At 68.4% G+C, this 18,607-nt stretch carries 17 protein-coding genes; 4 read left to right on the top strand and 13 right to left on the bottom strand.

What is annotated here, in order from left to right:
- Positions 1 to 1,554: 1,554 nt before the first annotated feature.
- From DFP88_RS14600 to pdhA, 4 genes are read right to left on the bottom strand one after another with little or no spacing between them, the layout of a single operon-like run.
- Complete coding sequence (locus DFP88_RS14600; RefSeq protein WP_110815445.1) at positions 1,555 to 2,937, bottom strand: pyruvate dehydrogenase complex dihydrolipoamide acetyltransferase; 1,383 nt, start codon at positions 2,935 to 2,937, stop codon at positions 1,555 to 1,557.
- Entirely contained in the window at positions 2,937 to 3,188 is a 252-nt protein-coding gene (locus tag DFP88_RS14605) for a hypothetical protein (protein WP_110815446.1), read from the bottom strand. Before DFP88_RS14605 ends, DFP88_RS14600 begins: the two co-directional genes overlap by 1 nt.
- Before the next feature lie 9 nt (positions 3,189 to 3,197).
- A complete protein-coding gene (locus tag DFP88_RS14610; RefSeq protein WP_110815447.1) occupies positions 3,198 to 4,607 on the bottom strand; it encodes a pyruvate dehydrogenase complex E1 component subunit beta in 1,410 nt (469 codons plus the stop codon).
- The gene (pdhA, locus tag DFP88_RS14615; protein WP_110815448.1) at positions 4,608 to 5,666 is read right to left on the bottom strand and encodes a pyruvate dehydrogenase (acetyl-transferring) E1 component subunit alpha; all 1,059 of its coding nucleotides are present in this window, start codon (positions 5,664 to 5,666) and stop codon (positions 4,608 to 4,610) included. It abuts the gene before it with no gap.
- A 182-nt stretch (positions 5,667 to 5,848) separates the two neighbouring features.
- On the opposite strand from pdhA, the gene DFP88_RS14620 reads away from it, so the two are divergent.
- Complete coding sequence (locus tag DFP88_RS14620) at positions 5,849 to 6,601, top strand: hypothetical protein (RefSeq protein ID WP_110815449.1); 753 nt, start codon at positions 5,849 to 5,851, stop codon at positions 6,599 to 6,601.
- Positions 6,602 to 6,663: 62 nt separating this feature from the next.
- Here the strand turns inward: DFP88_RS14620 and DFP88_RS14625 are convergent, their stop codons facing one another.
- From DFP88_RS14625 to DFP88_RS14645, 5 genes are all read right to left on the bottom strand, one after another.
- The gene (locus DFP88_RS14625) at positions 6,664 to 6,963 is read right to left on the bottom strand and encodes an FtsB family cell division protein (protein ID WP_110815450.1); all 300 of its coding nucleotides are present in this window, start codon (positions 6,961 to 6,963) and stop codon (positions 6,664 to 6,666) included.
- A 113-nt stretch (positions 6,964 to 7,076) separates the two neighbouring features.
- Positions 7,077 to 7,784 carry a tellurite resistance TerB family protein gene (locus DFP88_RS14630; protein WP_110815451.1) on the bottom strand — a complete coding sequence of 236 codons (708 nt, stop codon included), beginning with the start codon at positions 7,782 to 7,784 and terminating at the stop codon, positions 7,077 to 7,079.
- Positions 7,785 to 7,857: 73 nt separating this feature from the next.
- Positions 7,858 to 8,787 (bottom strand): class I fructose-bisphosphate aldolase, encoded by a 930-nt coding sequence (locus DFP88_RS14635; protein WP_110815452.1) that lies wholly within the window; start codon positions 8,785 to 8,787, stop codon positions 7,858 to 7,860.
- An 82-nt stretch (positions 8,788 to 8,869) separates the two neighbouring features.
- Positions 8,870 to 9,667 (bottom strand): SDR family NAD(P)-dependent oxidoreductase, encoded by a 798-nt coding sequence (locus tag DFP88_RS14640; protein ID WP_220032347.1) that lies wholly within the window; start codon positions 9,665 to 9,667, stop codon positions 8,870 to 8,872.
- Entirely contained in the window at positions 9,664 to 10,860 is a 1,197-nt protein-coding gene (locus tag DFP88_RS14645) for a phosphoglycerate kinase (protein ID WP_110815453.1), read from the bottom strand. The genes DFP88_RS14640 and DFP88_RS14645 overlap by 4 nt, the downstream gene beginning before the upstream one ends.
- Positions 10,861 to 11,029: 169 nt before the next feature.
- Between DFP88_RS14645 and DFP88_RS14650 the strand changes: the two genes are divergently transcribed.
- Positions 11,030 to 11,536 (top strand): peptidylprolyl isomerase, encoded by a 507-nt coding sequence (locus DFP88_RS14650; protein ID WP_110815454.1) that lies wholly within the window; start codon positions 11,030 to 11,032, stop codon positions 11,534 to 11,536.
- Positions 11,529 to 12,080 carry a peptidylprolyl isomerase gene (locus tag DFP88_RS14655; protein WP_110815455.1) on the top strand — a complete coding sequence of 184 codons (552 nt, stop codon included), beginning with the start codon at positions 11,529 to 11,531 and terminating at the stop codon, positions 12,078 to 12,080. The genes DFP88_RS14650 and DFP88_RS14655 overlap by 8 nt, the downstream gene beginning before the upstream one ends.
- Before the next feature lie 36 nt (positions 12,081 to 12,116).
- On the opposite strand, the gene DFP88_RS14660 is transcribed toward DFP88_RS14655, so the two are convergent.
- The 3 genes from DFP88_RS14660 to DFP88_RS14670 all read right to left on the bottom strand — a co-directional run bounded on the left by DFP88_RS14660 (position 12,117) and on the right by DFP88_RS14670 (position 16,807).
- Positions 12,117 to 13,214, bottom strand: coding sequence for a sensor histidine kinase (locus DFP88_RS14660; protein WP_110815456.1), 1,098 nt, complete (start codon positions 13,212 to 13,214; stop codon positions 12,117 to 12,119).
- 98 nt (positions 13,215 to 13,312) lie between these two features.
- Positions 13,313 to 14,722, bottom strand: coding sequence for a protein adenylyltransferase SelO (locus tag DFP88_RS14665; protein ID WP_110815457.1), 1,410 nt, complete (start codon positions 14,720 to 14,722; stop codon positions 13,313 to 13,315).
- A gap of 66 nt (positions 14,723 to 14,788) precedes the next feature.
- On the bottom strand, positions 14,789 to 16,807 hold the full coding sequence (locus DFP88_RS14670; protein WP_110815458.1) for a hypothetical protein: 2,019 nt from the start codon (positions 16,805 to 16,807) through the stop codon (positions 14,789 to 14,791).
- 170 nt (positions 16,808 to 16,977) lie between these two features.
- On the opposite strand from DFP88_RS14670, the gene DFP88_RS14675 reads away from it, so the two are divergent.
- Positions 16,978 to 17,655 carry a thiamine diphosphokinase gene (locus DFP88_RS14675; RefSeq protein WP_110815459.1) on the top strand — a complete coding sequence of 226 codons (678 nt, stop codon included), beginning with the start codon at positions 16,978 to 16,980 and terminating at the stop codon, positions 17,653 to 17,655.
- Here DFP88_RS14675 and DFP88_RS14680 read toward each other — a convergent pair.
- Entirely contained in the window at positions 17,576 to 18,517 is a 942-nt protein-coding gene (locus DFP88_RS14680) for a DMT family transporter (RefSeq protein ID WP_110815460.1), read from the bottom strand. The genes DFP88_RS14675 and DFP88_RS14680 overlap by 80 nt on opposite strands.
- Positions 18,518 to 18,607: the final 90 nt, after the last annotated feature.

Raw genomic sequence — 18,607 nt, forward strand, 5'->3', positions numbered from 1 at the left:
GCTTGAACTCGCGGCTGAATTTCCTTCTCTGCATTCCAAATCTCCAGTTCCGTTAAACACCTTATCTCGGCGTCCACGAAACCGGCAGCAGGCCATCGTCTGTCTCCTCGTCTGGAGAACAGGCTAACTTCAAACCGCGGACTTTTCAGGGGAGCAGGTCATTGTCGTTTAGGGAATTTGCGGTCGGGTAGAAGCTAAATGATGAAAATAGGGCTCCAGCAGACCATCCTACGCGGCCTCACCGGCAAGGGAACTTCTGTAGCCGGCAGTGAAACGGATGAGGGCGGCTTAACAGCTATTGCGGCCGTGGCGCGGCCCACCGTGACTCGGGAGGAACTACAGGCTCTCTTCGCAAAGGAGCTCGGCTGGAAGGAAATTTCGGAGACCAGAGCGCGCGTTTCAAAGTCCACAGCTCCACGAGCGTGATCGGACAGCTCCTATGAGAGAATGTTCGTCTCCGGCTCCTTAAGTCTATTGCCAAGGTCATCGGAATAGACTGTGAGTGCCCTTGGTACGCTGACACTTCCATCGGCCTCGATGCGCACTTCGACGTATACACTACCAAATCTTTGGTGGTCTGCCTCCACGATCCTCTGAACGCCTGCTTCCCACCTGACGCTTCGAAAGCTCATATCAACTCCATCAGCTGCCGTGCCACTTTTCGTTAAGGCAAGGCTGGTTAACAGAGGGTTGCGACGCGACGGTCCGCAGGTAGACGTCGTTGCCGTCACTTGACCTGCCAGTAAGGCACTTCAGCCTCTCAAAGCGAGGCGCGTCGTCACATGCAGCGCCGGCCGCCGACTTAGGGTCTACAACGCGTGTCTCAAGCGCCACCTTATTTGGTATTGAGGCACTGGCTTCCATTGTGTCTTCTTCTAGCTCGCGGCCATACTCAGAGCGAGCCGTCCTGTGGAAGCTCCCTGAGCAGAGTGCGAAGGACTTTGCGGATAGCCGAGGTCTGGTAGAATCTTAATTCTTCGCATCGGCCTTCAGCCAAGGGCGTTCGCGTCGTTCATCATCAGCACATAGATGGTGTGGCCGTTGCCGATCTTCTTCGGATGCCCATCGCGAAGCAGATCTTGCAGGTGCCTTCGAGACCCAGATCAAGTCTCCACTCGCCAGTTTGTCACTATACACAATGGTTCCAATGAAGCGCCTGGTGGTCGTTGTGCTGGTCAGCTGTCCTCGAAGCAGGACCATCACCTATTTGCGAAGTGCATGACAGTTCATTGAACCTGGCTGAACTAATGTTCCCGAGACAGACCGAGAACATATTCGCCCTACGAAGCGTCTAATTGACTGTATACCAATGGGTTGGGCAGCACTGGCTTTGTTTACACCGAAGATGTCGGCGGTTCGAGCCCGTCATCACCCACCATCTCACCCAATGAAGATTCCAAGGACGCTGATCGGTCCAGCCGGATGTGCGGCGTCCGCTGCGGTTCTCTGACCTTCGAGGGGCCGGGGCGGCGCGGCTCTGCAATGCATCCCTCCGGATATAAAAAGGGCGGCCCCTGAGAGCCGCCCCTTGTCGTCGTTCGCTTGGCCTGCGCCTCAGGCCAGCATGACCATCGGGTTCTCGAGGTTCTCGACGATCGCCGCCAGAAGCTGCGCGCCGAGGGCGCCGTCGATGACCCGGTGATCGACGCTCAGCGTCACGCTCATCACCGTGGCGACGCCGACCGCACCGTCCTCGTCCACCACCGGCTTCTTGACGCCCGCGCCGACGGCGAGGATGGCGCCATGCGGCGGGTTGATGACGGCGTCGAAGTTGTCGATGCCGAACATCCCCAGGTTCGAGATCGCGAAGCTGCCGCCCTGGTATTCATGCGGGGCGAGCTTCTTGTCGCGGGCGCGCTTGGCCAGGTCCTTCATCTGCGACGAGAGCGAGGACAGCGAGCGGCTGTCCGCGTCGCGCAGCACGGGCGTGAAGAGCCCGCCCTCGATGGCCACGGCGACGGCCACGTCCGAGGGCTTGATCTTCAGGATGCGGTCGCCGGCCCAGACGGCATTGGCGTCCGGCACCTGCTGCAGCGCCAGGGCGCAGGCCTTGATGATGAAGTCGTTCACCGACAGCTTGGTGCCACGGCTTTCCAGCTGCTTGTTCAGCTGGGCACGGAATTTCATCAGCGCGTCGAGCTTGATGTCGCGGCGCAGGTAGAAATGCGGCACCGTCTGCTTGGCCTCGGTCAGGCGGGCGGCGATGGTGCGCCGCATGCCATCCAGCTTGACCTCCTCGGTCTCGCGGTCCTCGTACATCTTCATGACCGCATCGGCAGAGGCGCCGGCGGGCGCAGGGGCCTTCTCCGCAGGCTTGTCCTGCGCGGCGGCTTTCGGCGCCTGGGCCGCTTTCGGCGCCTCGGCCTTGCCGGGCTCGGCGCCCTCGACATCGGCCTTCACGATGCGCCCGCGCGGGCCGGAACCCTTGACCTGCGACAGATCGAGGCCCTTGTCCTTGGCGATGCGCCGGGCGAGGGGCGAGGCGAAGATGCGCTCGCCATCCTCGGTGCGCGGCGCGGACTCCGCGCCCGAAGCGCCGTCGTCCTTGGGCTTTTCCTCCTGCGCGTCACCGCCGTCGCGACCATAGCCCTCGGCAGCCTTCAGGTCCTCGGGCGCATCGGCCGGCTCGGTGTGGGAAGAGGCATCGCCTTCGGGCGCCTTGCTCTCGGCCGCGCCGATGTCATCGGCGCTCTCGCCTTCTTCGAGGAGGACGGCGATGGGGTCATTGACCTTCACGCCCTCGGTGCCCTCGGGGACGAGGATCTTGCCGATCACGCCCTCGTCCACGGCCTCGAACTCCATCGTCGCCTTGTCGGTCTCGATCTCGGCCAGCAGGTCGCCGGAAGAGACGGTGTCCCCTTCCTTGACCAGCCATTTCGCCAGCGTGCCCTCCTCCATGGTCGGCGAGAGGGCGGGCATCAGGATTTGCGTCGGCATCAGAGGGCCTCCCGCTTGAGCGTCGTGAATTGATCGGGGCGGCTGGCGCCGCCGCTGAACAGGCTGTCGAGCGCGCCTTGGAAGGCGGGATCGCTCGACAGGAACTCGGGCAGGGGCATCGCCTCGGTCGTGGCCTCGGCCAGATGCTGGTCCACCTCGGAGCGGGCGACGCTCACGCCGCTCCGCCCCTCGCCGGTCTGGACGACCAGCAGGTAATGCTCACCCTGCGCCTGGGCCGAGATCACGTCCATCTTCGCCCCTCAGCGGTAGGTGACTTTGCGGACCGCCTCGACCACCTCGTCCGAGGTGACGAGCGCCAGCTTTTCGAGGTTCGCGGCATAGGGCATCGGAACGTCCTTGCCGGTGCAGGTGATGACCGGCGCATCGAGGTAATCGAAGGCCTCCTGCATCAGCACCTGGCTGATGTAGCCGCCGACGCTGCCCTGCGGCCAGCCTTCTTCGACCGTCACGCAGCGGTTGGTCTTCTTGACGCTCTCGATGATGGCATCGGTGTCCATGGGCCGGATCGTGCGCAGGTTGATGACCTCCGCCTCGATCCCGTCCTGGGCCAGCTTCTCGGCCGCTTCGAGGGCATAGGTCATGCCGATGCCGAAGCTGACGATGGTCACGTCGGAGCCCGCGCGCTCGATCTTGGCCTTGCCGAAGGGGATGGTGAAATCCTCGTCGACCGGCACGTCGAAGGAGCGGCCATAGAGGATCTCGTTCTCGAGGAAGATCACCGGGTTGGCGTCGCGGATCGCGGTCTTCAGCAGGCCCTTCGCGTCGGAGGCCGAGTAGGGCATGACCACCTTGAGGCCGGGCACCTGCATGTACCAGGCGGCGTAGTCCTGGCTGTGCTGGGCGGCGACGCGGGCGGCGGCACCGTTCGGCCCGCGGAAGACCATCGGCGCGCCCATCTGGCCGCCCGACATGTACAGCGTCTTGGCGGCAGAGTTCACGATCTGGTCGATCGCCTGCATGCCGAAGTTCCAGGTCATGAACTCGACAATCGGGCGCAGCCCGCCAAAGGCGGCACCGACGCCGAGACCGGCGAAGCCATGCTCGGTGATCGGCGTGTCGATCACGCGGCGGTCGCCGAACTCGTCCAGCAGGCCTTGGGTGATCTTGTAGGCGCCCTGATATTCGGCGACCTCCTCGCCCATGACGAAGACCGTGTCGTCGCGGCGCATCTCCTCGGCCATGGCGTCGCGCAGCGCCTCGCGCACGGTGGTGGATTTCACCTCCGTGCCCTCGGGCCAGTCGGGCTCGCGGATGGCGTTGCCGGGGGCCTTGGGCTGCGCCGGGGTCGGGTGCGACAGGCCCGAGGATTTCTGATCCTCGGAGCTTTGCTCCTTGTCCTTGGGGGCAGGGGCCTCGGCCTTGGGCGCCTCGGCCTGGCCGATCTCGTCGGCGGCAGAGGCGTCTTCGCCCTCGTCCAGCATGACGGCGATGGGCTGGTTCACCTTCACGCCCTCGGTGCCCTCGGCCACGAGGATCTTGCCAAGGACGCCCTCGTCCACGGCCTCGAACTCCATCGTCGCCTTGTCGGTCTCGATCTCGGCGATGATGTCACCGGAGGCGACGGTATCGCCCTCTTTCTTCAGCCATTTGGCCAGGGTGCCCTCTTCCATGGTCGGAGAGAGGGCGGGCATCAGAATCTCGGTCGCCATTTACGCGGTCTCCTGCGGGGCTTCCTCGGAATAGATATCGGTCCAGAGCTCGGCGGTATCCGGCTCGGGGCTGTCCTTCGAGAACTCGGCGGCCTCGTTGACGATATCCTTGATCTCCTTGTCGACGGCCTTGAGGTCGTCTTCGGAGGCATGCTCGCCGGTCAGCAGGATCTGCCGCACCCGCTCGATCGGATCGCGCTTCTCGCGCATCTCCTGCACCTCCTCGCGGGTCCGGTACTTGGCCGGGTCCGACATGGAGTGGCCGCGGTAGCGGTAGGTCTTCACCTCGAGGATGTAGGGGCCGTTGCCGGCACGCACATGCTCGACCGCCTTGGTCGCGGCTTCCTTGACGGCCAGCACGTCCATGCCGTCGACTTCCTCGCCCTCGATGCCGTAGGCGGCGCCGCGCTGCCAGAGGCTCGCGGACTTGGTCGAGCGGGCGACCGAGGTGCCCATGGCGTACTGGTTGTTCTCGATCACGAAGATGATCGGCAGGCTCCACAGCTCGGCCATGTTGTAGGTCTCGTAGACCTGGCCCTGGTTCGCCGCGCCGTCGCCGAAGTAGCAGAAGGTGACGTTGTCGTTGCCCTTGTACTTGTCGGAAAAGGCCAGGCCCGCGCCCAGCGGCACGTTGGCGCCGACGATGCCGTGTCCGCCGTAGAAGTGCTTTTCCTTGCTGAACATGTGCATCGAGCCGCCCTTCCCCTTGGAAAAGCCGCCCTCGCGTCCCGTCAGCTCGGCCATGACGCCCTTGGCGTCCATGCCGCAGGCCAGCATGTGGCCGTGGTCGCGGTAGGTGGTGATGCGCTTGTCGCCATCCTTGGCGGCGGCTTCCATGCCGGTCACCACGGCCTCCTGGCCGATGTAGAGGTGGCAGAAGCCGCCGATCAGGCCCATGCCGTAAAGTTGGCCCGCCTTCTCTTCGAAGCGGCGGATCAGCAGCATCTTGCGGTAGTAGCCGAGCAGCTCGTCGGCCGAGACGTTCGCCGGGCGCGCCGGATCCCCGGCCTCCGTCGTCTCGCTCGCCTTCGCGGATGCTGCCGTCTTGCGGGTCGCCATGCGGGGGCCTCCAGAAACGGGATGGTTCAGCTTCGAACCATCTCTTAGCGCAAGCCGCGGCGGGGTTACAGCCGGTTTTGCGGATAGCCGCCATGCGCGTCGCGTCAGAGCCTCGCCGCGCTGCAGGAACAGGCAGGCGGGGCAGGGGTTGACCGGCCAAACCCCAGTGCAGGAGGCCGGACATGGCGGATGATCTCGAGGTTCTGGAACGCGGCGACATCTTCTTCTTCTACCGGCCGCGGGTCGAGGACGACGATCCCTCAGGCCTGGGCGACGTGCAACACGCCGGCTTTGTGCTGCGCCCCCGGGGCGGCGGCAAGGTCCGGCTGATGATGCTGGGGCGCAAGACACTGCCCGACCTCTCCGGCGACGGCCGCGACTGGGGCTTCGTCGAGACCGTCGCCAAGTCCGCCAGCGAGATCGAGGCCGGCCTGCGCGAGACCACCTACGAGACCAAGACCCGCGGCACGCGGGAGCAGCCCGCCGCCCGCCCCGCCGGCGAGGGGCGCTATGCCGTCATCCTCAAGGAGGGCCAGCTGCACCTCGTCCATGCCCTCGAGATGCCAGAGGAGCCGGGCCCGGTGCAAAAGGCGCTGAAGATCGCGCCCGAGGCCGCCTATGCCCTCTCGATCAAGAACCCCGAGAAGGCCAGCCCAAAAGGCGCTGGGCTTCCCGCGGACGAGGAGGCCGATTACCCCAAACGCCTGCAAGAGGCGTTCCGGGGCCGCCGCTTCGATACCGAGGACCTAAAGCTGCTGGATCACGAGGGGGCGGAGTTCCTGCTCGTCGGCGCCCGCAGCGATCCGCTGAAGGCCTATGGCCTCTCGCTCGAGACGGAAGCCGCCAATTACGAGCATGCCGACAGCACCCGCAAGATGAAGATGGCCAAGACCCGCCACCCGATCGAGCCGCTCTTCGAGGGCACTTGGGCCTGACGGCCCCTTCTTCTCTTTGAAAATATCCCGGGGGTTCGGGGGCAGAGCCCCCGTGCCCGGCTTCAGCGGATGATGACCTCGTCGGCGCGGATCATGCCCAGCACCTCGCGCGCGCGCTCGTCCAGAAGATCGAGGTCGAGGTAATCGTCCGACAGGCGCCGCGTCAGGTTCTCCATCCGCGCCAGCTCGGCGTTCAATTCGGCCAGCTCCCGGCGCAGCTGACGCGCCTCGGCATCGACCTCTGCGCGGCGGAACACGCCGTAATCCCCCTGCACGGCGGCAAAGGTGAAATAGAGCCCCAGCAGGATCATGCCCAGCAGGAACAGCAGGGGCCCAAGGGCCGGTCTATTGCGTCGGATCATGCGCGTGCCTCGGAGTGCCACCTCGTGACGGGCGGCTTGCGGGACAATGCCACAGCAAAGACGCGGTGTGAATCCCTGATGTTACACCGCGTCATTGATAAAGTGCGGCACGCTCAGGCCGTCATTTCCTCGGCTGCCTCTGCCTGCTCGGCCGAGAGCTTCAGCCGCGCTTTCAGATCGGAGAGATAGGCGTGGTTCGCCGGCGTGGTGCCATCGACGGCAGCGCAGGAAGCCAGGTAGAACTCCTCTGCCGTCTGCGAGTCGCTCACCTGCGCCAGCAGCGTCTCGAGCGGTTGAGGATTTGCGATCTCGCGCTCCATCACGGCGCGATCCTCGGCGGTGCCGCCGGCCTCGTCGATCTGGCCCATGATGCGGGCGCGCTCGTCCTGCGACAGCGCGCCGTCGGAATAGGCGGCGGTGATCATCGCGCGGATCAGCAGAAGGGCCGTCTCGTCGCTGACAGCCTCGGCCAGGCGCTCGTCCTCGCGCAGGTCGTCCTGCGGCGCGGGCTGATCGGCGCCGCCAAGGCGGTCGGCCAGGTCGTGCAGCATCGACGACAGGCCGCCGAGGCCCGAGGTGCTGCCCGCCGCCCCGGCCGTTCGGGTGCCGCTGCTGCCGGAAGCTGGCGCCCGGCTTTGGTGGTCGCGGTAGGCCTTGTAGGCCATGTAGCCCAGAGCGGCGAGGCCGGCCTTGCCGCCCATGCCGCCACGCCGGTAGCCCAGCCCGCCCAGCATGGAGGACGACCCCATGCCGCCGCGCCGCATGCCGCGGCCCGCCATGCGGCTGACGAGGATGGTTCCCAGGATTCGCTTCAGGCTCATGATCGGTCCTCTTTGATTCAGAGGACAACCCGCCCCGGGCGCTGGCGTTCCCGGCGCCCGGCGGCTGGCGAAATCACGCTTGCCCGAGATAGATGTCCTGGATCTTGCGCAGCAGATCCAGCGCCTCGGTCCGCGGGCGCTGGAAGCTGTTGCGCCCGATGATCGAGCCATTGCCGCCGCCGTCGCGGATCGCGCGGGCGTCGTCGTAGACGGCATCGGCACCCTTCGAGGCCCCGCCCGAGAAGACGACGATGCGCCGCCCGCCGAAGGCCGCCTGCATGCAATGGGCGACCCGCGCCGCCTGGGTCGAGATGTCGATCTTCTCGGCCTCGTAGACTTTCTTCGCCTCGGGCTGGCTGAGCACATCGGTCGAGAGCTTGATCTTGACGATATGGGCGCCCAGCAGCGCGGCGATCTGCGCGGCATAGGCGGTCACGTCGATCGCCGTCTCGCCGTCCTTATCCAGCGCCTCGCCGCGCGGATAGGACCAGATCACGCTCGCCAGACCCTTGGCCGCCGCCTCGCGCCGCATCTCGGCGATGTCGGAGAACATCTCCAGCGAGGCGGAGCTGCCCGGATAGATGGTGAAGCCGATGGCCGAGCAGCCCAGCCGCAGCGCGTCGTCGACACTGGCGGTGATCGCTTGCGTCTTCGGCGCCTCGGGCGGCATCAGCGAATTGGCGCTGTTGACCTTGAGGATCGTCGGGATCTGCCCGGCAAAGGCATCGGCCCCGGCCTCGAGCATGCCAAGGGGCGCGGCATAGGCCGACATCTCGGCGTCGATGGCCAGCTGGTAGTGATATTGCGGGTCGTAGGCGGCGGGGTTCGCGCCGAAGCTGCGCGCCGGCCCATGCTCGAAGCCCTGATCGACCGGCAGGATCACCACCTTGCCGGTCCCGCCGAGGCGCCCCTGCATCAGGATGCGGGCAAGGCCCGCCTTAACGCCCGGCGTTTCGCCGTCGTAATTGGCGAGAATGGCGCGGACGGTATCGGTCATCTTCATCGGTTTGCCTTCGGCGGTGTGGGATCGGCGCAAGGGTAGAAGCCGCCCCGCGCCGGGGCAATCCTGTTAACGCCACCAGCCCTCAGCGCTGTTTCATCGCGCGCTTCGCGACCGAGGCCGCCAGCCCGCGCGGCATCAGCCGGGCGAGGAAGGCCCCCAGCTTGTTGCCCAGCCCCGAGACCACGCTGTCGCGCCCTGTGACGAGCGCGTCCCAGCCGTCCTGCGCCACCGGCCCCGGCGCCGCCCGGCTGCCCGGAGAGCGGGTCATGCCCGCGCGGTCGAAGAACCCGGTGTCGGTGGTCCCCGGCGAGAGCACGGTGACGGTGACGCCGGTATCCTTGAGCTCGCTCGACAGCGCCTCGGAGAGCGACAGTACATATGCCTTGGTCGCGGCATAGACGGCCATGCCGGGCACCGGCAGGTAGCCCGCGACCGAGGCGACGTTCAGGATGCGCCCCGAGCCGCGCGGACGCATCGCCGCGACGGCGCATTGCGCCAGCTCGGTCAGCGCTACGACGTTCACGTTCAGCGACCCGGTCTCGTCCTGCGGCTGCGCGCCGAAGTCGTCGGCCACGGCGAAGCCGGCGTTGTTCACGAGGATGTCGATCTCGCGCCCCTCGGAGGCGCGGCGCCAGAGGTCGGCGGCGGCGCCCGGCTGCGACAGGTCGGCGGTCAGCACGACCACATCGACCCGCGCGCCCAGCTCGGCGGCCAGACGCTCCAGCTTGTCGGTGGAGCGGGCGGTCAGGATCAGCTTGTGACCCCCGCGCGCAGCGATCCGCGCGAACTCGACGCCCAGACCCGAAGAGGCGCCGGTGATCAGCGTCCAGCCGCGCGAGGGAGCGGGGGCGTCCTGCGACTGCATCTCGGCCCCGCTCATGCCGCCTCCTCCAGCGCCTTGACGCCCGGCAGGGTCTTGCCCTCCATCCATTCGAGGAAGGCGCCGCCGGCGGTCGAGACGTAGGTGAAGTCCTTCGCCGCGCCCGAGGTGTTCAGCGCCGCGACGGTATCGCCGCCGCCGGCGACGGAAATCAACTTGCCCTCCCGCGTCAGCTCGGCCGCGCGCAGGGCGGCTGCATTGGTGGCGGTGTCGAAGGGCGGGATCTCGAAGGCGCCGAGCGGGCCGTTCCAGACCAGCGTCTTCGCCCCCTCCAGCGCCATCTCGACATGGGCGACGGAATCGGGGCCGGCGTCGAGGATCATCGCATCCGCCGGGCAGGCCTCGGCGGTGACGGTCTCCGTCTCGGCATGGGCCTTGAACTCGCGCGCGACGACGACGTCGCGGGGCAGCAGGATGGTGCAGCCGCCCTTTGCTGCCTTGGCGGCGATCTCTCGCGCCGTATCCAGCAGGTCATGCTCACACAGCGACTTGCCGACATCGAAGCCCGCGGCGGCGAGGAAGGTATTCGCCATGCCGCCGCCGATCACCAGCGTATCGACCTTCTCGATCAGGTTCGACAGCAGGTCCAGCTTGGTCGAGACCTTGGCGCCGCCGACGATCGCGACCGTCGGCCGCTCCGGGTTGCCGAGCGCCTTTTCCAGTGCCTCGAGCTCTTCGGCCATCAGAAGGCCGGCGCAGGAGGGCAGCAGCCGCGCCAGCCCCTCGGTCGAGGCATGGGCGCGGTGCGCCGCCGAAAAGGCGTCGTTGCAATAGACGTCGCCCAGCTTCGCCATCTCGGCGGCAAGCTCGGGGTCGTTCTTCTCCTCGCCGGGGTGGAAGCGGGTGTTCTCGAGCAGCAGCACCTCGCCGTCCTTCATCGCCGCGACGGCGGCCTCGGCCTCGGGGCCGATGCAGTCGGGGGCGAAGGCGACGCTCTGGCCAAGCACCTCCTGCAGCGCCGGGACGACCTGCCGCAGCGACATCGCCTCGACCCGCTGGCCCTTGGGCCGGCCGAAGTGCGCCAGCAGGATGGCCTTGCCCCCGGCATCGGTGATCGCCTGGACCGTGGCGGCGATCCGCTCGATCCGCGTGGCGTCGGTGACGCGCCCGTCCTCGACGGGAACGTTCAGGTCGACGCGGGTCAGCACCCGTTTGCCGGAAAGGTCGCGGTCGAGAAGTTTCGTCCAGCCCATGCCAGGCCTCCTTTGTCTGCTCCCCTTTCGATAGCTTGGACGCGCAGGGCGTCAAGGGAAAGGGCGCCACCCATAGGCCGCAGCATCCCGCCGACGGCGCTGCTGCCGCGTTGGCATCGGGCCTTCGCGCAATTAGGTTCCGGGTCGAACCAGAACACAGGAGAGCAAGGTGGCCGAGATCAAGGATCCCGAAAACACGATCATCATCGAACTGAAGGATGGCCCCGTCACCATCGAGCTTCTGCCCGACGTGGCGCCCAAGCACGCCGAGCGTATGAAGGAGCTGGCCCGCGCCGGCGCCTACGACAACGTGGCCTTCCACCGCGTGATCGACGGCTTCATGGCGCAGACCGGCGACGTGCAGCACGCCAACATGGAGAAGGACTACAATCCCGGCCGCGCCGGCACCGGCGGCTCTGACAAGCCCGACCTGCCGGCCGAGTTCTCGAAGCTGCCGCATGACCGCGGCACGCTGGGCGCCGCCCGCAGCCAGAACCCGAACAGCGCCAACAGCCAGTTCTTCATCAACTTTTCCGACAATCACTTCCTGAACGGGCAGTACACCGTCTATGGCCGGGTGATCGAGGGGATGGACCACGTCGACAAGATCGCCAAGGGCGAGCCGCCGGCGAACCCCGACCGGATGATCAGCGTGAAGGTGGCCGCCGATGCGTAAGCTTGCCCTGACCGCGGCGCTGGCCGCCGCCCCGCTGCCGGCGCTGGCCACCGGCCTCGATATCGAGGTCTCGGGCCAGGCCAACGGCACGATCCACATCGAGCTGGCCGAGGATCTTGCCCCCGCCCATGTCGCGCAGATCACCGCGCTGGCCGAGGAGGGCGCCTACGACGGCGTCGTCTTCCACCGGGTGATCGACGGCTTCATGGCGCAGACCGGCGACGTGCAATACGGGCGCGAGGGGACCGACATGTCGATGGCCGGCATGGGCGGCTCGGACATGGACGACATCCCGGCCGAATTCTCGGACCAGCCGTTCGAGCGCGGGACCGTCGGCATGGCGCGCAGCCAGAACCCCGACAGCGCCAACAGCCAGTTCTTCATCATGTTCGCGCCGGGAGAGTTCCTGAACGGCCAGTACACGGTGGTGGGCGAGGTGACCTCCGGCATGGAGGTCGTCGACCAGATCAAGCGCGGCGAGGGGCCGAACGGCGCCGTCACCGCCGATCCCGACGTGATGACCGAGGTCACCGTCACCGAGTGATCCGATGCGCCGGGCGGCAAGCCTGCCCGGCGCGCCCTATCCCTGCAGCGGAAACCGCAGCGTCAGGGTGAAGCCGTCCTCGGCATCCCGCTCGACCGTGCCGCCGATGCGATTGGCCGAGGCGTCGATGATCTGCTCGCCCAGGCCCTGGCCGGCGTCGTCATACTCGAGCCCGCGCCCATCGTCGGCGATCACCAGCACGCCGCTGTTCTGCTCCTGCGTCAGCTTGACCCGGATCGAGCCGGGCGCGCCTTCGGCGAAGGCATGCTTGGCGGCATTGGCCACCGCCTCGTTCAGCACCAGAGCGATAGAGGCGGCGATCTGGCTGGGCACCGTGATCGCGCAGATCTCGGTCGTGAGATCGACGCCGTCCGGCAGGGTGCGGCCAAGGCTCGCGCCGATGTCGGGCAGGAAGATGTCGAGCGCGACGTCGCTATGGGCCGACGCCTTGTGCAGCTCCGCGTGGACGGCCGAGATCGCCGCCAGCCGCGTCCCGGTCTCGGCCAGCGCGGCGCGCGTTTCCTCGCTCTGGGCCTGGGCGCGCTGGATGCGCACCAGCGAGGTGACCATCTGCAGCGAGTTCTTCACCCGGTGGTCGACCTCCCGCGCGAGGATCTCCTGCGTCTGGATCGCGCGGCGCAACTCCATCCGGCGCGAGAGCTGCCGCGCCAGCACCGTCAGCAGGCGCTTCTTGTCCGCATCCAGCCGCCGGGGCCGGTGATCCAGCACGCAAAGCGCGCCGACCGGCAGGGTGCCGTTCAGCTTGATGATGGCGCCGCCGTAGTAGCGCACGCCCGGCGCGGAGATCACCAGCGGGTTGGTCGCGGTGCGCGGATCACTCGCGCAATCCTCGACCTCGAGGAAATCCTCGCCCGAGAGGCCATGCGAGCAGATGGATTCGTCCATGCCGAAGAGGCGCTGTTCGGTGCCGAAGGCGCCCTTGGCCCATTGCCGGTCATGGCCGACCAGCGTCACCAGCCCGATGGGCGCCTCGCAGGCCTCGGCGGCATAGGCGGCCAGTTCGTCGAAATCGGCGGAATCCTCGTCGTCGAGCAGGCCGAGGGACCGGATCGCCTCGGCGCGCTGATTGCCATCCTGCGCGCTGCCGGTGATCTGCTGAGCTTCGTCGTCCACGTCTGCCTTCCTGACCGGGCCGAGCCCCCGTCTGCCGTTCCTGCCGCGCCGCCCTTCGCGACTTGGTCCGCGGCGAGCGCCGACCGGGCGTCTGACTTCTAGGTGCCGCAGAAGGTTCTGTCCACCAACTCTGCCGCGCTGGGCGGCGCGGCGAGCGCGGCACGCTCGCCGGAGCCCGCCGGGGCATAGGGGTCGGTCGCCGCCGCGAGCAGGGCGTGGAAGGGGGCAAGATCGCCCCCGCGCGCGGCTTCGATCGCGGCCTCGATCCGGTGCAGCCGGGGGACGATGGCCGGATTGCTCGCCCGCATCAGCCCCTCGTCGGGGTGCCGCGCCTGCCAGCGCGCCTGCCAGCCGGCGAAATCGGGACCCAGCGCCGGGTCGCGTCCCTCGGCGAGGGCGCGGAAGGTGCCGGTGAAATCCGCCTCCTGCTGCGCCATCATCGTCAAGAGCGCCTCGATGAGCGCGCGGTCGTCCTCCTGCGGCTCCGCCAGGCCCAGCTTGGCGCCGAAGCGCCGCAGCCAGGCGGCCTGGAAGATCGGCGCGAAGCGGTTGATCACCTCGGTGTAGCGCTCAGCCGCTTGGTCCTGGTCGGCCTCCAGCGGCAGAAGCGCGGTGGCCAGCTGCGCGAGGTTCCAGAGCGCGATCTGCGGCTGGTTGCCGTAGGCATAGCGCCCGCCCGCGTCGATGGAGCTGAAGACCCGCGCCGGGTGGTAGCTGTCCATGAAGGCGCAGGGGCCGTAGTCGATGGTCTCGCCGGCGATCTGGCAATTGTCGGTGTTCATCACGCCGTGGATGAAGCCAAGGCTCATCCACTGCGCGACCAGCTCGGCCTGGCGCGCGGTCACCCCCTCCAGAAGTCCCTCGGGCCCCTCGGTGCCTGGGTAGTGGCGGGCGCGGGCATGCGCCTCGAGCGCGCGCAGCCCCTCGACGTCGTCCCGCGCCATCAGAACCTGGAAGGTGCCGACGCGGATGTGGCTTTGCGCGACGCGGGTCAGCACGGCGCCGGGCAGGGCGGTCTCGCGCATGACGCTCTCGCCGGTGAGCGTCGCGGCCAGGGCGCGCGTCGTCGGCACGCCAAGGGCATGCATCGCCTCGCTCATCAGGTATTCGCGCAGCACCGGCCCCAGCCAGGCGCGGCCGTCGCCCATGCGGCTGTAGGGCGTCGGGCCGGCGCCCTTGAGCTGGATGTCGCGGCGGATGCCGTCGGTGCCGATGACCTCGCCCAGCAGGATCGCGCGCCCGTCGCCAAGCTGCGGGTTCCAATTGCCGAACTGGTGCCCGGCGTAAAGCTGGGCGAGCGGCTGGGCGCCCTCGGGCACCCGGTTGCCGGCGAGGACGGCGGCCCCCTCGGCCCCCCGCAGCGCTACGGGATCGAGTGTCAGCAGCCGCGCGAGCGCGTCGTTCACGGCGATCACGGCGGGCGCGGCGACCGGCGTCGGATCGAGATGCGTGAACAGCCGCGCCGGCAGGCGAGCGTAGCTGTTGTCGAAGGGGATGTGCAGGGTCATGCGGGGGTATCTAGGCAGCTGGCGCCAAAGCGCCAGCCCCGGTCCCCAGCAGGGCGCCGGGGCCTGTCAGCTTGCCCGCCGCGCCGGGTTGAAGCGCGTGCCCCGGATGACGGTGAAGCGGCCGCCGCGCACCTTGGTCAGCGTGCCGTGCCGCAGCAGCCGGCCAAAGCTGCGCAGCCCGTCCTCGCGGCTGATCTCGCCGTCATGGGCCGTGGCCACGAGTTCCATCAGCTGCATGCGAGAGAAATCCTCCATGCCGCGCACGAAATGCGTATAGGCTGCCGCCGCTTCCAGAAGCTCTGGCAGTTCCGAGGCGCCCATGCGCTTTGCAAAGGCGGCAAACTCGGTGCTTGCCCCTTCGGATCCGCCGGCCCTGGCCTGGGCGGGCCCGCGCGGCGTCGGCTGCTGCCGCTGCTCGGGCTGGCGAACTTTGGCGTCCGCTGCGGTGTCTTCGGCCTCGCCGCGCGGGGCATCCACCGGCTCCGGGGTGCCAGCGGCCTCCGTGTCCTTCGGGCGCGCGGGGGCAAGGCTGATGCGGCGGGGGCGGGCCGGGGGCTCTGCGTCCCGGGTCGCATCGCCTTGGCCCGCGGTCCTGTCGATGCGCTGGGAGGCGACAAGCCGCAGCGGCGCGGAGCGGAGCGGGCGTCGCTGCGACCGGCCCTGCGCCGGCTCGTCCTCGTCCTGCTCTACCCCGCGGCGAGAGGAGACGGCCTCGTTCAGGTCGTCGCGGAAGGCGCTGTCGTCGCTGCCCCCCGCGGCATGCCGCGGCTCACCCATGCGATGCGCCGCCTCGGTCGCGGCGAGGGCGGCCCTGAGCTGGGTAATGGACTGACGGCGCCGGCTCGAGCCTACGTCCTTGAAATGCGCCTCTGCGTCGGACATCAACCGCGAGACGGAATCCTCGTCCGTGTTCAGCGTATGCCGCTGCAGGCGACCGGGCGCGCGATCCGTCTCTTCGCCCTGTTTGTCCTGTGCCATCTCAGCCGCGTCTCCTTGCTGAAGGGGCCGCTCGACGTCGGTCCGCGTCTCGGCCCCGGCAGCGTCATCGCCACCCTGGGTCCCGGCGGACCCGGCCTTATCGCTCCGGCGCTGCGCCGGATCGGACCTCGTGGAACGAGCCTCTTCATGGGGTCCGCGCGGGTTTTCGAGCTGCTCGAGCTCGAGCCGGAGCGCGGCCTCCTCCTCTGCCGTCAGGATAGAGGATTCCTCCTCCTTTGTCGTTCTGAAAATATCACTCGCGTCATGGTTGTCAACGCGGTCTTCCTCGTCATCATCCGGCAGTGCGCTCGGCGCGGGATCGTCCTGCGCGCCGCGCTCGCGGCCTTCGGACAGGGCTCGCTCGAATTCCGCGCGGCTCATGCGGACGATGCGGCTATCACGGGTCGCCGCGCGGGCGGGCTCGGGGGCGTAGATGGTCACGCCCGGGGTCGCGGGCTCTTCGGGCACCTCATCCCTCGCCGCCGTAGGTTCCGCTGCGTCTTCGATCGAAGGCGCCGGAGACGCGGGGGGAGGGGCGGAGAGAAGATCGGCTTCCGTCTCTTCTCCGTCGTAATCCGCGAGGCCGCTGTCCTGCGGATGGGCGGCCTGGCGGCCGACCACCGCGCGGATGCGCTGAAGCTTGGCGGCGATGCTGGCGGGCGCCGCGGGGCGGGCCGTCTCTAGGCGCCGGGGCCCGGCTTCGCGCACCTGCGGCATCGGCCCCTGCGCCGAGAGCGCGGAGGTCCGGCTCGCGGCCTCCTGCGGCACGCGCGGCGCCGGCGGCATGAGAGGGGCGTTGCCGGGGGCGCGCGTTTCGGCGCGCGCGCCGTCGCCGGGTGCATCACCCGGCCCGCTGGAGGTCGCGTCCTGGCCGTCGCGCGGCCCGGCGCGCAGCGATACGCCGCCGCCCGAGGCATGCGCCTCGACCCGGCGGCCAACCTCGCGCTCCGCGATACGGGCCAGCATCTCGGCGTCCGGTGTCGGCGGTTCCGCGCCGAAGTACCGGTCGTCGGCGGCGAGGTCGCGCAGATACTCCGCGATCGCCTTCATCGTCTCGAACGAATCGTCAAACCCCTCGAGCGTGCAAGAAAAGGTCCCGTAGGACACCGTCAGAATCTTGCTACCCGCTACCATTTACAAGCCCCTCCCTCTCGGTCCCTATGCCCTGTCAGCCGGGTGATGAACGGTAAAGACGTTCCCCGAGGGGACTGTCCGACGGTCATTCTGCGGCGGGAAGATGTCATTAGATAATTGATGATACATGATCGGGACGCCACATGGCCATTGTGCAAACGTCTAAATATGTAACGCTCGTCGGCGGCGGTCCGGTGGACCCGGCTGCGCTACACCGGTCTTTGCGGCTGGCCCCCGCGCTGGCGGCGGCCGATGGCGGCGCGGCGCCGCTGCGGCAGGCGGACCTGCGCCCGCTCGCCGTGATCGGCGACATGGACAGCCTCGGCGCGGCGGAGCGCGCGGCCTTCGAGGGGCTGCTGCATCACATCCCCGAGCAGGAGACGACCGATTTCGACAAGGCGCTGCGCAGTGTGGCGGCGCCGCTCGTCCTGGGGCTGGGGTTCCTTGGCGGACGGCTCGACCACGAGCTTGCGGCGCTGACGGTGCTGGCGCGCCATGCGCATCGGGCCTGCCTGCTGCTGGGGGCCGAGAGCCTCGTCTTCCTCTGCCCGCCGCAGATCGCGCTGGACCTGCCCGAGGGTACGCCGCTGTCGCTTTACCCGCTGGCGCCAGTTGGGTGCGAGAGCAGCGGCCTGCGCTGGCCGACAGCGGGGCTGACCTTCGCGCCCGACGGGCAGGTCGGCACCTCCAACGCCGTCACGGGGCCGGTGCGGCTGGCACCCACTGGCCCCTCGATGCTGGTCATGCTGCCGGAGTCGCTGCTGGAGCGGGTTCTGCCGGCTCTTGCTGCCGCGCCGCGATGGCCCGCTCGCGCGCAATGATCCAGAGGCCGGCGAGCACGGTGATGCAGATGCCGGCCAGCGCCAGCCCGTCGGGCAGGTCGCGGAACATCAGCCAGCCGACCGCCGTGCCGAAGGGAATCTCGAGGTACTGCATCGGCGCGAGGGTGGCGGTCGGCGCCAGCCGCAGCGCCCAGGTCATCGCCAGATGCGCCAGCGCGCCATTCGCCCCCATGAAGACCAGCAGCGCCCAGTCCACGGCCGGAACCTGCGGCATCTCGGGCCGCAGCAGCAGGAGCACCGGGATCAGCAGCAGCGTGACCTGAATGCCGTTCAGCGCCTGCAGCGCGATGGGGTCCATCGCCTGGCCCATGCGGCGGGTCAGCAGCATGTAGGCGGCGAAGACTCCCGCCACCCCCAGCGGCAGCAGCGCCGGCGCCCCGACCTGGGCGAAGTTCGGGCGGATCACCATCATCACGCCGACGAAGCCGAGGATGCAGGCGACAAGCCGGTGCGGCCCGACCTCCTCGCCCAGCAGCAGCCAGCCCAGCAGCAGCACGAGGAAGGGCAGGACGAAGCTGATCGCCACCGCATCGGCCAGCGGCAGGTAGCGCAGGGCGATGAACATCAGCGCCATGCCGGCGAGGTGCAGCAGCGCGCGGCACAGGGTGATCCAGCCAAGGCCCGGCGGCGGGCGGATGCCGCCCCGCCGCAGCGCCAGCGGCAGCAATAGCAGCGCCTGCACGGCAAAGCGCGCGAGCAGCAGCACCACCAGCGGCAGGCTGGCCCCCAGAAGCTTGGCCAGGCCGTCGCCGATCGGGATCAGGATGCAGAAGGCGACAACGAGCGCGATGCCGAGGATGATGCGGTCTGTCGGGGCTGGCGTGGCGGTCGGGCGTGGCATCGGCTCTCCTGGGCGCGGGCGGTGAGGGCGAGGCCGGGTCGAAACGCCGCGGCGCATGGCCCGCACCCCCTTTGCTTCCGGGGCCCGACT

The sequence above is a fragment of the Pseudoroseicyclus aestuarii genome, assembly GCF_003217255.1.
Taxonomy (GTDB): Bacteria; Pseudomonadota; Alphaproteobacteria; order Rhodobacterales; family Rhodobacteraceae; genus Pseudoroseicyclus; species Pseudoroseicyclus aestuarii.